We start from the raw sequence: 13,988 nt of genomic DNA on the forward strand, positions 1-13,988 counted from the left end.
AGTCAGACTGTAGACAAAGTCCATTTTATGGATGCTGTCTACAGTTTTTTCTTTTATAATGGATTTATGAAACCGAATACAGGAGGGATAGTTTATGATGTCCAAAAACAATACGAATGGTAGAAACCAATTCGCGATGCTCACGATTGACGATCTGGTTCCTCATGATCACCTTGTTCGAAAGATTGATGCGGCGATTGATTTTGAGTTCATTTATCCAATTGTTGAAGAGACTTATTCAACTTTAGGACGACCAAGCATTGACCCCGTTATTCTTATCAAATTAGTGTTTATCCAATACCTCTTTGGGATTCGCTCCATGCGACAAACAATTAAGGAAGTCGATACCAATGTCGCTTATCGTTGGTTTTTAGGATTTTCCTTCGAAGAAGACATCCCGCATTTTTCCACTTTTGGTAAAAATTATGTCCGGAGGTTTCGAGAAACCACGTTGTTTGAAGACATTTTTGCTTATATTTTGGGACAAGCAGTCAAAGCAGGCTTTGTGACAGAAGATAACTTATACCTTGATTCGACGCACATCAAAGCCAATGCCAATAAACATAAGTTCACGAAGGAAATGACTCATGACGAAGCGAAAGCCTATCAAGATGAATTAGAAGATGAAATCAATCGTCAACGAATCGAAGCGGGAAAACGCCCTTTTACTTTGGACTTAGAAAAGGAAGTGGAGCTGAAAGAAAGAAAAATAAGTAAGGCCGATCCAGAAAGTGGCTACTACGTCAAAGGCGAACGAGAAAAACAGTTTGCTTATTCTGCCCATACATCCTGCGATGACAACGGATTTGTTCTTAGCACGATCGTGACTCCCGGAAATATCCATGACAGTCAAGTCGCGTTCCAACTCGTCAAACAATCGAAGAGACTTTTTCCAGAAATCAAACGAGTGGTTGCGGATGCTGGCTATAAGACCCCGAAGTTTGTTCACTTTTTGACACACTGGAAACTTCGGCCAATTTTACCCTACTCACGCCCGAGAGGAAAGAAAGGGTTGTTACCAAAAAAGGAATTTGTCTATGATGAGTGTCACGATTGCTATCTTTGTCCTAACGATCAAATGTTAAAATTTTCTACAGTCAACCGAGAGGGCTATCGAGAATACAAATCAAATCCGAAAAAATGCATAAGTTGCCCGTTGCTAAGAAGCTGCACGAAAAGTAAAAATCATCAAAAAGTGATCACACGACACGTTTGGGCGAATTTGATGGATGAAATTGAGCAGCTTCGCCTGACAGATTTGAATAAAGAGATTTACAAAAAGAGAAAAGAAACGATCGAGCGAATATTTGCAGATGCAAAAGAGAAGCATGGGATGCGTTGGACCAAGTATCGAGGCTTGGAAAAAGTCGCGACGCATACGATGCTAGTGTTTGCTGCAATGAATTTGAAGAAACTGGCCACGTGGCTATGGAAAGGCAAAGAGCCTTTATTTTTTTTGCTCTGAATTTCGAAAGGAAACATATAAAAAGACGACCCAAACTCGAACTACGAGTTTGGGTCGTCTTTTGTCTACAGTCTGACTCATACTAATTATTAGTATGAGTTCAAATAATATTAAATCGTATCCCCATTGAAAATCGAGTTCTTAACAACTACATAATCAACTTTTTGCAGCGCCTCTAAATCATTCCCACCCGCGTAAGAAATCGATGATTGCAAATCTTGCTGCATTTCAATAAGAGTGTCTTTTAAAGAACCTTTATAAGGAATCCAGATTTTCTTTCCTTCTACATTCTTCTTTTCACCTTTTTGGAACTCAGAAGCACTTCCAAAGTACTCTTTATAAACAACTCCATCTTCGACCATTGTTTCCCCTGGTGATTCCTCGTGTCCAGCAAAAAGGGAGCCAATCATAACCATCGTAGCTCCGAATCGAATGGATTTTGCGATGTCTCCATGAGTACGAATACCACCATCTGCAATAATTGGTTTACGTGCCGCTTTTGCACACCAACTCAGTGCCGCTAATTGCCAACCGCCAGTACCAAAACCTGTTTTGATTTTAGTAATACATACCTTACCTGGTCCAATCCCAAGCTTGGTAGCATCTGCCCCAGCATTTTCTAATTCCCTTACTGCTTCTGGTGTACCAACATTCCCAGCAATTACAAATGTTTCTGGCAAATATTTTTTGATATGCTTGATCATATTAATCACCGGATCAGAATGTCCATGCGCAATATCAATGGTAATATAGTCCGGGTTTAATTTTTCTTCTGCTAATTGTTTTACAAAATCATATTCATATCCTTTTACACCGACACTAATAGATGTAAATAAACCACGAGATTGCATTTTCTTTATGAATGGAATTCGTTGGTCCTCATAAAAACGATGCATAATATAGAAGTAACCATTTTCTGCCAAAAATTCCGCAATACTTTCATCAATAATCGTTTGCATATTGGCTGGTACAACGGGCATCTTAAAACTAAACTTTCCTAATTGAACAGTCGTGTCACATTCTGAACGACTATTAACAATACACTTATTAGGAATCAGCTGAATATCTTCATAATCAAATACTTTCATAATGGCCTCCAATGAATAAGATCGCTATCTCATTTTAATTTGTTTTTATACTATTCAGACTACAAAAAGCAGGACTAATAAAAAAACATAGAGCGTTATCGCCCTATGTAATTTACAACATATTCACTTAAAAAGCAAGCTGATTTTAAATTTTATCTCAAAAAACACGAACATTAACTTTTCAGACTAAAGCATTTCTTAATTTTTTGGCCTGAAGACTAACTAAAAAAATAACGTCTTCCATTTCCTCCTCATTAGTAACTTTCATTTCGATTTTTTGAGTTTTTTTTGAAACGTCTTCAAATTTTACTTTGAACTCATCTGACATTACTTTTACCATAGGGGTCAAATAACTTATTCCGAATTCTGGGAAAGGAGTACTAACTGAAAAGTAACTCTTATGGATTTTGATGCGACAAAGTAATCCATCGTATTGTTCAATAACTAGCTGCCATCCAGTCTGTTTCTGGAAAATATACTTGATTTTAGGATCATAATGCCTCATAAGTTGAGCCAACAATATTTTCAAATACTGAGAATTAGGTAATCCTGATAAGATCGTCTGCAACTCTTGCTTCTCACCATCCGTTTTGGATCGTTTTCTTTCCATGGTCCTCGCCTCTTTCGATATCAATACACTATGAAATAAAAATAGTTTTACTTTACGCAACTATTTGTATGAGTCAAATACTTTTTATTTTTCTTCAAATTCACGTTTTTTTTTAACGCTTTTTTCATATTAAGTTTACCACTTTTAATTAACTCTGTCATTTTTTAAATCTCGAGACAATTTGAGCAAAAAAAGACTGCAGACATCCACGATAAAATGGCTTCTGTCTACAGTCTGATTTACAAACGAAACTAGCTTTATTTTATTGATTTTGCACCGATATCCTTACGATAGAAGTAGTCTGTAGTATTCACCTCTTCTAAAGCTTCATACACTTTAGCTTGAGCAGACTCTATTGAATCCGACACAGCCTCAACTAAAAGTACACGTCCGCCTGATGCGCGTATGGTTCCTTGATCGTCTGTTACTCCTGCAAAATATACAGTCACTTGATCATTAAATTCAGGAACAGACATTCCCTTTTTGTAATCATTAGGATAACCCTCCGCCGCTAAAACTACTCCTACTGAAGCTTGATTACTCCATGTCAATTCTGGTTCTTTATTATTTAACAGATCATCAATTATTTCTGCAAGATCACTAGTCAAACGTGGTAAAACGACTTGTGTTTCAGGATCCCCAAAGCGAGCATTAAACTCAATGACTTTTGGACCTGTGTTGGTAGCTATTAATCCTGCATACAAGATTCCAGTAAAAGGCGTATCATTTTTCATCATTCCTGAAGCTGCTGGTTTCAGTATTCTCTCCACCGCAGCATCCACCATTTCTTCTGGTATCTGAGGTACTGGCGAGTAGGCCCCCATGCCACCAGTATTTGGTCCCTTGTCTTCGTCAAATGCGCGTTTATGGTCTTGAGCAATTACCATTGGATAAACATTCTCATTTCTCACAAAAGCAAGCAAAGAGAATTCTTGTCCTTCCAGAAACTCCTCTACAACAACCTTGTCACCGCTCTTACCAAAGCGGTGATCCGTCATCATTTCTTTTAATGCTTGCAATGCTTCCTCTAAAGTCATTGCGACGGTCACGCCTTTGCCGGCTGCCAAACCATCTGCTTTGATGACGATAGGCGCTCCTTTTTCTTTTACATATGCACAAGCTGCCTCGTAATTTGTGAAAGCTTCATAATCAGCAGTTGGAATCGCATTGTCCACCATTATTTTCTTGGCGAATTCCTTTGATCCTTCAATCATCGCCGCCGCCTTGTTAGGTCCAAAAATCTTTAGTCCCGCTGCTTGAAAATCATCAACAATCCCATTTAACAGTGGGATTTCAGGTCCAACAAACGTCCAAGCGATGTTTTTTTCTTTAACATAAGAAATCAATCCCTCATGATCATCTTCAGCGATATTCACTACTTGGATACCATCGCTTAACATGCCTGGATTTCCTTTCGCACAGTAAACCTCCGTCACTTTCGGGCTGTTCAATATCTTTCTTGCGATCGCGTGTTCTCGTCCACCGCTGCCAATAATTAATATCTTCATTGAATCCTCCTCAAATTAATGTCTAAAATGACGAACGCCTGTAAAGACCATTGCTACACCATATTTATTTGCCATCGCAATCGAATCTTTGTCACGAATACTTCCGCCAGGCTGAACAATTGCCTTGATTCCATGCTGAGCAGCATATTCCACGCTATCATCCATTGGGAAATAAGCATCACTAGCTAAAACTGCACCATCCATTCGTCCCTTAGCCTCATCTAGTGCGATTTTGACTGAACCGACTCGATTCATTTGTCCAGCTCCAACGCCAACTGTTTGATGTGCATTCGCAACTACAATCGCATTTGATTTTACATGCTTTACTGCTTTCCAAGCGAAGGCTAAAGCTTTTAATTCTTCATTTGTCGGCTTACGATCTGTCGCAACTTCCCATTCTTCGGGAATCTCTTCAATAACATCTTGATCCTGTACTAATAGTCCCCCTAAAACAGAAACGACTTCTGGTTGATTGTTTCTTTGATTCGCAAAATCTAATGTCATCAGTCGTAGGTTTTTCTTCCCTGATAACACTTCAAAGGCTTCTTTGCTGAAGCTTGGCGCGATAATAATTTCTAAAAATAGTTTATGCATCTCTTCTGCTGTCTCCAGATCAATCTCCCGATTTGCGACTAAAATACCACCAAAAATTGATGTGGGGTCTGCTTCATAAGCAAATTGATACGCCTCAGCGATAGTACGGCCACTCCCTATACCACATGGATTCATATGCTTTAATGCTACAACTGTCGGCTCAGTGAATTCGCGAGCAATACGAATTGCTGCATCAGCATCCTTAATGTTGTTGTATGACAGCTCTTTACCGTGAAGTTGTTGAGCACTAGCAATCGAGTAGGAAACAGGCAACGCACTTTGATAGAAAGCTGCCGTTTGATGACTATTTTCTCCATAACGTAACGTTTGTTTTAGGTCATACGTCAACGTTAATTTCTCTGGCTCGAGCTCGCTGACTTTCTCTGTTAAGTAATCAGCAATCAGTGCATCATAAGCTGCGGTATGACGAAACACTTTTGCCGCCAAACGTTTACGGGTCTCTAACGAAGTAGCTTGGTTGCTTTTCACTTCCGCTAAGACAAGTGCGTAATCTTTAGGATCAACTACCACAGTGACTGAACTGAAATTCTTTGCAGCCGAACGCAACATACTTGGACCACCAATATCAATATTTTCGATCGCGTCTTCTTCCGTTACGTCTGACTTTGAAATTGTCTCCTTAAATGGATACAGATTCACACAAACATAATCGATTGGCTGAATATCATGCTCTGTCATTGCTTCCATGTGACTTGTTAAATCGCGTCTTCCCAACAATCCACCATGAATTTTTGGATGCAAGGTCTTTACCCGACCATCCATCATCTCTGGAAAACCTGTCACTTCATCAATACTTAACGTTGGAATACCAGCTTCATCTAAAACTTTTTTAGTTCCACCAGTAGAGATAATTTCAACTCCCGCCGCAATTAAACCTTTAGTAAACTCTACAACTCCAGTTTTATCTGAAACACTAATTAATGCTCTAGTCATTATGACTCTCCCTATAATTATATTTTTTAAACAAAACTACCTTTTTGTCTGTATTTTCAGCTGTTTTCTTTTACAATCTTTGCTAAAACCTCAGGATAAAGCTGATGTTCGATTTGATGGATCTTCGTTTCTAGATCACTTAGACTGTCTTCATCTGAAACTTCGACTCTACCTTGAGCAATGATAGGACCAGTGTCTACCCCACTATCGACATAATGAATTGTTACACCCGTTTCTTTTACTCCGGCTTCATAGGCATCTTTGATTCCATGTAGCCCAGGAAAGTTAGGTAACAGGGCTGGATGAATATTCACAATCCGATTAGGAAAAGCTGCCAACAGATTTTTACCAATGATACGCATATAACCTGCCAATACAACAAGCTCAACATCGTATTCTTTTAGTAAATCCAACAGTGCATCCTCGTAGCTCTGTTTATCAGAAAACTCCTTCAGCTCAAAACTTTCACAAGGTATGTCAAACTTTTTTCCTCGCTCAAGCACGTAAGCATCATGGTGATCCGAAAATAATAGAACCAACTCCGCCGCAATTTTTTTATCCTTGATTGCCTGAGCGATTACCTCAAAGTTTGATCCGTTTCCCGAAGCCAAAACAGCTATTTTCATGCCTTTTCCCCTTTGAAAACAATCGATGATTCGTGTTTTTCTGTCACTTCACCAATAATATATGATGTTTCGTTGCGCTTCTGTAAATCGCTCTGCAACTCTGTAACTTTATCTGGTGAAACGGCTAAAACCATTCCGATTCCCATATTAAAAATCTCATACATTTCCATTTCAGGTATTTCACCATATTTAGCCAATGCATCGAAAATCGGCAAGATCGGCCATGAACCTAGTTTAATTTCACAAGCTAACGTTTCCGGTAACATTCTTGGCAAATTTTCAACAAATCCCCCACCAGTTACGTGAGCAATACCATTGATTAATCCCTGTTTTACTAAAGGCATAACAGCTTCGACATAAATTTTCGTAGGAGTCAGAATTTCATTACCTAATGAATCAACCAATTCAGGCAATTTTTCATCTATGGAGAATTGATGATTTTCAAAGAAAATTTTCCGAACAAGAGAATACCCGTTTGAATGGATACCTGATGAAGGCAATCCTATTAAAACATCTCCTGCTTGAATTTTCTCGCCCGTGATCATTTGGCTTTTCTCAGCGATACCAACTGTAAATCCTGCTAAATCATAATCCTCTTCACCGTACATTCCAGGCATTTCCGCGGTCTCTCCGCCAATCAAAGCTGCTCCCGCTTGAACACATCCTTCTGCTACGCCAGCTACAACTTGCTCTAAACGAGCTGGTACATTTTTTCCAGTTGCAATGTAATCCAAAAAGTAAAGGGGTTCTGCACCTTGTGCTACAATGTCGTTCACACACATCGCGACACAATCAATCCCGATCGTATCATGTTTATCCGCTTGGATAGCAACCATTAATTTTGTTCCAACACCATCCGTTCCGGAAACTAAAACAGGTTCCTTCAATTGAAATTGACTTAAATCGAAACAGCCGCCAAATCCGCCGATTGCTCCCATGACACCTAAACGTTCTGTTCTTTTTACATGTTTCTTGATGCGCTCAACTACTTCATAACCAGCTTCCACATCGACGCCAGCTTTGGAATATGCATTTCCCACTTGATTCTCTCCTTATTCGTGATTAAGTATTCTTTGACTAAACAAAACTATACGTTCCTCTTAATCAAACAATTTGTTCTATTAAATTTCTATGGAGGATTTTACCCTTCTCGCCTTGCTGACTGTGAAAAGTAAGCATGACATCTTTTAATAGAACGACGTTTTCTCTTTTAAAGTTGCTTGATAATGGGCTTCATAGTCATATAAAGGTGTTGGATAATCACCATTAAAGTATGCCATACAGAGCCCAGAGTATGGGGCATCAAAATCTAACCCAATCGCACGAATTAGCCCATCTTCACTTAGAAAGGATAGTGAGTCTGCTCCGATCATCTCTCGAATTTCTTCGATTGAATGATTGGCTGCAATCAATTCTTTTCGTGTTTGGATATCGATCCCGTAAAAACATGGATATCTCAAAGGAGGTGAAGCGATCCTCACATGAACTTCCTTCGCGCCTGCTTCTTTTAGAAGGTTTACAATTCGACGACTTGTCGTTCCTCGAACGATGGAATCATCTACCATAACCACTCGCTTCCCTTCTACTACACCACGTACCGCAGAAAGTTTCATTCGTACACCCTGCTCCCGTAATTCCTGCGTTGGTTGAATGAAGGTTCGGGCAACATATTGATTTTTAACCAGACCCATTTCATAAGGAATCCCTGATTCTTCAGCATAACCGCTTGCTGCTGATAAAGAAGAGTTTGGAACCCCTACTACCATATCTGCATCAATAGCAGCTTCTTGTGACAAAATCCGTCCCATGTTTTTTCGAGCGCTATGAACATTCACACCCGCAATATTCGAGTCTGGTCGTGCAAAATAAATGTATTCCATTGAACAAATCGCGTGTTGCGTATCATCAGTAAACCGTTCTACCTTCAAGCCATCATCATTAATCGTAATGATTTCTCCAGGGTTTACATCTTGAATGAATGTTGCACCGACAACTTCCAAAGCACATGTTTCAGAAGCTACAACATATGCACCGTTAACCATTTGTCCAATTGATAACGGCCGAAATCCATTCGGGTCGAGAGCCGCAACCATTGATTCTTCTGTTAGCATCAAATATGCAAAACCGCCTTTTACTGTGTTCAAGGCTTCCTTCATCCGTTCGCACAAAGTATCTTTTTGACTGCGCCGAATTAAATGCATCAGAATTTCAGTGTCCGAATTAGAATGGAAAATTGCACCATCAATTTCCAATTCTTTTCGCAAGCTTTTCGCATTTGTTAAATTCCCATTGTGAGCTAAAGCGAAATCTCCATCGTAAAAATTGAATAGAAAAGGTTGAATATTATCAACACTGCTTGTCCCAGCTGTTGCATAACGTACATGCCCGATTGCTGCCTGTCCCGTCAATTGGTTCAATTGACGTTCATCCTTAAAGACTTCTGATAATAGTCCTAATCCACGAGTACTGATTAAATTTCCACCATCATTACTGACAATTCCAGCACCTTCTTGTCCACGGTGCTGCAAACTATGCAAGCCAAAATAAGTGACGCGAGCAGCATCTGGGTGTCCCCAGATACCAAATACGCCACATTCTTCATTTAAACTTTTTACTTCATTAGACATGGAATGGCTTCCTCCCATAATTCTTCTGCCTTACTAACTGCTACTTTGATCACGCCACCGTTAGCCGTGATCACAAGTTCCCCCGTGCTAGTTGTTTCTCCAATGTTTACCGCTTTGTTGCCCGCTAAAGCTTCAAATGCAGTCTGATTTTCAGGTTTTATAGATAAAACAAAACGTGATTGTGTCTCAGCAAAAAGATTTTCAACCGGCATAGCGATAGTTACTTCAACACCTAATTGATTGTTAAAGGCCGCTTCGGCAATAGCAACTGCTAAGCCCCCTTCAGCACAATCGTGGGCGCTTGCTACTAATCCAGCTTTGATGGCGGAAAGAACCAACTCTTGATTTTCTTTTTCAACGCTTAAATCAAAGTCCATTAACGATCCTTCTACTAAACCCTTTTGCATTTTTTGAATCTCTGTGCCATTAAAGTCAGCGTTTGTTTCACCGATAACATAAATCAAATCACCAGCTTGTTTAAACTCTTGTGTAGTGATATGTGACAGATCTTCAATTAGTCCAACCATTCCAATCATCGGTGTTGGATAAATTGCTTTTCCATTTGTTTCATTGTACATAGAAACATTTCCAGAAATAACTGGTGTATTCAATGTACGACATGCTTCAGAAATACCATCTGCTGATGTCCATAGTTCCCAGAAGCCTTCAGGTTTTTCCGGAGAACCATAATTTAAGCAGTCTGTGATTGCTAAGGGTTGTCCACCAGAGGCAACAATATTTCGTGCCGCTTCGGCAACCGCAATTTGTCCGCCAACTTCTGGGTTTAAATACAGGTATCGTGCATTACAGTCCGTTGTCATCGCTAATGCTTTGTTGGTTCCACGAACCCGCATGACTGCTGCATCGCTTCCAGGTCGGACAACAGTGTTTGTACGAACTTGAGAGTCGTATGTTTCATATATCATTCTTTTAGAAGCAATCGTCGGCTGCTGCAATAACCCCAATAATGTCTCTGTGGCATCCTTAACTTCAGGCTTGAAATCGTTCATGTCAGCAAATTCTTGTATGCGAGCAGGTTCTTTCTTCTCATTCTCGTAAACAGGGGCGTCTTCAGCCAATGCGTCTACTGGCAAGTTTGCTACTTCTTCACCATGATGATACAAGCGATACATCCCATCATCGGTTACCTCGCCGATTGTTACTGCATCTAACTCATAACGTTTAAACAATTCCACAACCTCTGCCTCGTGACCTTGCTCAACACAGATCAGCATACGCTCTTGTGATTCAGACAACATCATTTCGTACGGGGTCATATTCGTTTCACGCTGCGGCACATCATCTAGATAAAGTTTCAAACCTGATCCTGCCTTAGAAGCCATCTCAGAACTTGATGAAACCAATCCAGCTGCCCCCATGTCCTGAATACCGACCAAAATATCAGAGTGATCTAAAATTAATTCCAGACAGGCCTCCAAAAGTAATTTTTCCATAAACGGATCACCAACTTGAACGGCAGACCGCTGTTGTTCTTCGCCTTCCACAAATTCTTCAGAGGCAAAGGTCGCTCCATGAATCCCATCACGTCCTGTTTTTGCACCGACGTACATGATTGAGTTGCCGACGCCTTTCGCCTGACCTTTTTGAATGTCTTTATGATCTATCAAACCGACACACATAGCATTAACCAATGGATTTCCTTCATAACAAGGATCGAAGGCTACTTCTCCACCAACTGTCGGAATTCCAATACAGTTTCCATATCCGCTGATTCCAGCAACAATTTCTTCTAACAAGTATTTTGTACGAGGTGTATTCAATTCGCCAAAACGAAGCGAATCTAAAATAGCAATTGGGCGAGCCCCCATACTGAAGATATCCCGAATAATTCCGCCAACTCCTGTTGCGGCACCTTCATATGGCTCAACTGCTGATGGGTGATTATGGCTTTCTGCTTTGAAAACCACTGCTTGTCCGTCTCCAATATCGACGATCCCTGCACCTTCTCCTGGTCCTTGCAACACTTGCGGTCCGTCTGAAGGGAATTTACGTAACACTGGTTTTGAATTTTTGTAAGAACAGTGTTCACTCCACATAACTGAGAAAAGACCAGTTTCTGTATAGTTTGGAAGCCGACCAAGAATATCTTCTGAAATTAATCGGTATTCTTCATCAGTCAAACCCCATCCAGCATATATACGCTGATCTTTAATCTCTTGAGCTGTCGGTTCTAATTTCATCATTAGTTTGCAGTCACCTTTCCAAAATTAGTTAAAATCGAAGCGAAAAATTTCTTTCCATCGTCTGAACCAAGCAATTTCTCCATTGCTCGTTCTGGATGTGGCATCATACCTAGGACATTTCCAGCTTTGTTTGTAATTCCCGCAATGCTTTCCACACTACCGTTGATGTTTTCACCTTCGTAGGTAAAGACGATCTGATTGTTAGCTTTCAACTCAGCTAACGTTTTCTCATCACAATAGTAGTTTCCTTCACCGTGAGCCACAGGAATTTGAATCACTTCATCTTCTTTGTATTCTGAAGTAAATTTTGTTTGGTTATTCACAACTTTTAATGGCGTAATTTTGCTAATAAATTTCAGTGAGTCATTCCGACGTAAAGCGCCAGGTAATAAGCCTGCTTCTGTCAAAATTTGGAACCCGTTACACGTACCAAAAACTGGCTTTCCTTCTTCAGCGAACCGAATAACCTCATCCATAATATTGGCAAAACGAGCAATCGCACCACAGCGTAAGTAATCTCCGTAAGAGAAGCCTCCTGGAAGCAAGACACCATCAAAGCCATCTAAACTGTCCGCGTCATAGCGAACATACTCACAATCAGCACCCATGATTTCTTTCATCGCCCAGTACATATCTAAATCGCAATTTGAGCCAGGAAAAACAATGACCGCAAATTTCATGTTAAACTTCCTCCGATGTTGAAATTTCATATCTATAGGTTTCCATATTGACGTTAGCCAATAATTTATCACACACTTCTTCGATCATTTCCTCAACTGGGCGATCACTTTTAGCGACTTTAATTTCAAAATATTTTCCAATTCGAACATCCTCGATCTCATCATAACCCAAACGATGGACAGCACCCTTCACAGCTTCCCCTTGTGGGTCCAACACAGAGTCCTTATACGTTACATAAACTTTTACAAAATACATCCTTATTCTCCTCGCTTTTCTAATCTATTTAATACTTCTTGGTATACTGGAATAATGTCTCCTAAGTCACGACGATAAATATCTTTGTCTAAATGTTCCTTCGTTTTTTTGTCCCATAAGCGACACGTATCCGGCGATACTTCATCTGCTAGTAGAATGGTTCCGTCTTTTTGACGTCCAAATTCAAGTTTGAAATCAATCAATGTAATATCCATCGAGTCGAACAATTCGATTAACGCTTGGTCTACTTCCAGAGCCATTTGTCGCAATTGTTTAATCTCTTCAGTTGTCGCAAGTTCTAAAAAAAGAATGTGATCGTCTACAATCATTGGATCATCTAACTCGTCATTCTTGTAATAAAATTCAACAATCGGTTTATTCAACTGCACTCCTTCTGGAATAGCTAATCGTTTTGAGAAACTCCCTGCTGCAACATTGCGTACTACTACTTCTAAAGGAATGATATCCACCGCTTGAATCAATTGCTCAGTTTCCGAAAGCTGTTTAATAAAGTGGTTTTTGATATTTTTACTTTTTAAAAAATTAAAAATCAAACCGGTAATTTGATTATTTAGTTCGCCTTTACCGCTTATTTGATCTTTCTTTGCACCATTTAGAGCGGTCGCTTGATTCAGATATTCTACCCAGATGACCTCTGAATCATCTGTTTCAAACAATTGTTTTGCTTTTCCTTCATACAATAAAGTTCCTTTTTTCACGTAATAGCGCTCCTTTTTTATGAACATTCTAAAACATATCGCAATAATCGTTCGTTAATCAAATTCATCTTTAGTGTAACAACAGAAAAAGGATATTTCAATATTTTATCGTATATTATAGTGAAACAATTATTCTATTGTTCGTGTTTATAACATTCCGTAAACACAGGATAATCGCTCTACATAAAGATAGCGTTTACATTTTGTGAAAATGGTGCTATATTTAATTCGAACGAAATATATGGGGGAATTCACTATGTTAGATGCGCCGGCAGCAGCTCAGAAATTTCTTAATTCAATGAAAGAATCAGATAAACAGCACTTATTGAATGCTTTGTTGGGGTTAGATGCGACTCACAATCTTAATCGTGATACAAGCTTTTATTCCTACCGTAATCTAAAAAAACTTTTGCATCCAAGACAATCTCAAGCTATGCAATCTTTACATTTTTCGAATAAAGTACAAGATAGCTTGATTATTCGGCAATTCAAAGATCACTCATTCTTAAAAAATTCCTATCGAATTGAAATTTTATTAAATTCTGTGAATTATGATTATCGATTAATCAGTTGCTTATTGGAACAGCTACATGAAAGCTGCTTCGTAGATGTCTATTCCTATGCCTAAACACGTAAAAACCTCTTGCTATTAGCAAG

At 39.4% G+C, this 13,988-nt stretch carries 13 protein-coding genes; 2 read left to right on the forward strand and 11 right to left on the reverse strand.

Annotation, left to right across the window (positions count from 1 at the left end; genetic code table 11):
• Nucleotides 1-94 precede the first annotated feature (94 nt).
• Nucleotides 95-1,465, forward strand: a complete 1,371-nt coding sequence (locus J9537_RS08155) for an IS1182 family transposase (protein ID WP_218255606.1) — start codon at nt 95-97, stop codon at nt 1,463-1,465.
• A 110-nt stretch (nt 1,466-1,575) separates the two neighbouring features.
• Here J9537_RS08155 and guaC read toward each other — a convergent pair whose 3' ends face one another.
• The 11 genes from guaC to purC all read right to left on the reverse strand — a co-directional run bounded on the left by guaC (nt 1,576) and on the right by purC (nt 13,331).
• Nucleotides 1,576-2,553, reverse strand: coding sequence for a GMP reductase (gene guaC / locus J9537_RS08160; RefSeq protein WP_010744934.1), 978 nt, complete (start codon nt 2,551-2,553; stop codon nt 1,576-1,578).
• Between the two features lie 181 nt (nt 2,554-2,734).
• Nucleotides 2,735-3,163 (reverse strand): DUF3788 family protein, encoded by a 429-nt coding sequence (locus J9537_RS08165; RefSeq protein ID WP_218255607.1) that lies wholly within the window; start codon nt 3,161-3,163, stop codon nt 2,735-2,737.
• Nucleotides 3,164-3,420: 257 nt separating this feature from the next.
• Nucleotides 3,421-4,671 (reverse strand): phosphoribosylamine--glycine ligase, encoded by a 1,251-nt coding sequence (gene purD / locus J9537_RS08170; RefSeq protein ID WP_218255609.1) that lies wholly within the window; start codon nt 4,669-4,671, stop codon nt 3,421-3,423.
• A gap of 15 nt (nt 4,672-4,686) precedes the next feature.
• A complete protein-coding gene (gene purH / locus J9537_RS08175) occupies nt 4,687-6,219 on the reverse strand; it encodes a bifunctional phosphoribosylaminoimidazolecarboxamide formyltransferase/IMP cyclohydrolase (protein ID WP_218255611.1) in 1,533 nt (510 codons plus the stop codon).
• Between the two features lie 56 nt (nt 6,220-6,275).
• Nucleotides 6,276-6,845 carry a phosphoribosylglycinamide formyltransferase gene (gene purN / locus J9537_RS08180; RefSeq protein WP_218255613.1) on the reverse strand — a complete coding sequence of 190 codons (570 nt, stop codon included), beginning with the start codon at nt 6,843-6,845 and terminating at the stop codon, nt 6,276-6,278.
• The gene (gene purM, locus J9537_RS08185; RefSeq protein ID WP_218255614.1) at nt 6,842-7,885 is read right to left on the reverse strand and encodes a phosphoribosylformylglycinamidine cyclo-ligase; all 1,044 of its coding nucleotides are present in this window, start codon (nt 7,883-7,885) and stop codon (nt 6,842-6,844) included. The genes purN and purM overlap by 4 nt, the downstream gene beginning before the upstream one ends.
• Before the next feature lie 147 nt (nt 7,886-8,032).
• Entirely contained in the window at nt 8,033-9,472 is a 1,440-nt protein-coding gene (gene purF / locus J9537_RS08190) for an amidophosphoribosyltransferase (protein WP_218255615.1), read from the reverse strand.
• A complete protein-coding gene (gene purL / locus J9537_RS08195) occupies nt 9,457-11,676 on the reverse strand; it encodes a phosphoribosylformylglycinamidine synthase subunit PurL (RefSeq protein WP_218255617.1) in 2,220 nt (739 codons plus the stop codon). The genes purF and purL overlap by 16 nt, the downstream gene beginning before the upstream one ends.
• Nucleotides 11,676-12,356, reverse strand: a complete 681-nt coding sequence (gene purQ / locus J9537_RS08200) for a phosphoribosylformylglycinamidine synthase subunit PurQ (protein ID WP_218255619.1) — start codon at nt 12,354-12,356, stop codon at nt 11,676-11,678. Before purQ ends, purL begins: the two co-directional genes overlap by 1 nt.
• Nucleotide 12,357: 1 nt before the next feature.
• Nucleotides 12,358-12,612 carry a phosphoribosylformylglycinamidine synthase subunit PurS gene (gene purS / locus J9537_RS08205; RefSeq protein ID WP_010744943.1) on the reverse strand — a complete coding sequence of 85 codons (255 nt, stop codon included), beginning with the start codon at nt 12,610-12,612 and terminating at the stop codon, nt 12,358-12,360.
• 2 nt (nt 12,613-12,614) lie between these two features.
• Complete coding sequence (gene purC, locus J9537_RS08210; protein ID WP_218255621.1) at nt 12,615-13,331, reverse strand: phosphoribosylaminoimidazolesuccinocarboxamide synthase; 717 nt, start codon at nt 13,329-13,331, stop codon at nt 12,615-12,617.
• Between the two features lie 256 nt (nt 13,332-13,587).
• Between purC and J9537_RS08215 the strand changes: the two genes are divergently transcribed.
• Nucleotides 13,588-13,959, forward strand: a complete 372-nt coding sequence (locus J9537_RS08215) for a hypothetical protein (RefSeq protein ID WP_218255623.1) — start codon at nt 13,588-13,590, stop codon at nt 13,957-13,959.
• The last annotated feature ends 29 nt before the right edge of the window (nt 13,960-13,988 follow it).

The organism is Enterococcus raffinosus (assembly GCF_019175485.1).
Taxonomy (GTDB): domain Bacteria; phylum Bacillota; class Bacilli; order Lactobacillales; family Enterococcaceae; genus Enterococcus_A; species Enterococcus_A raffinosus.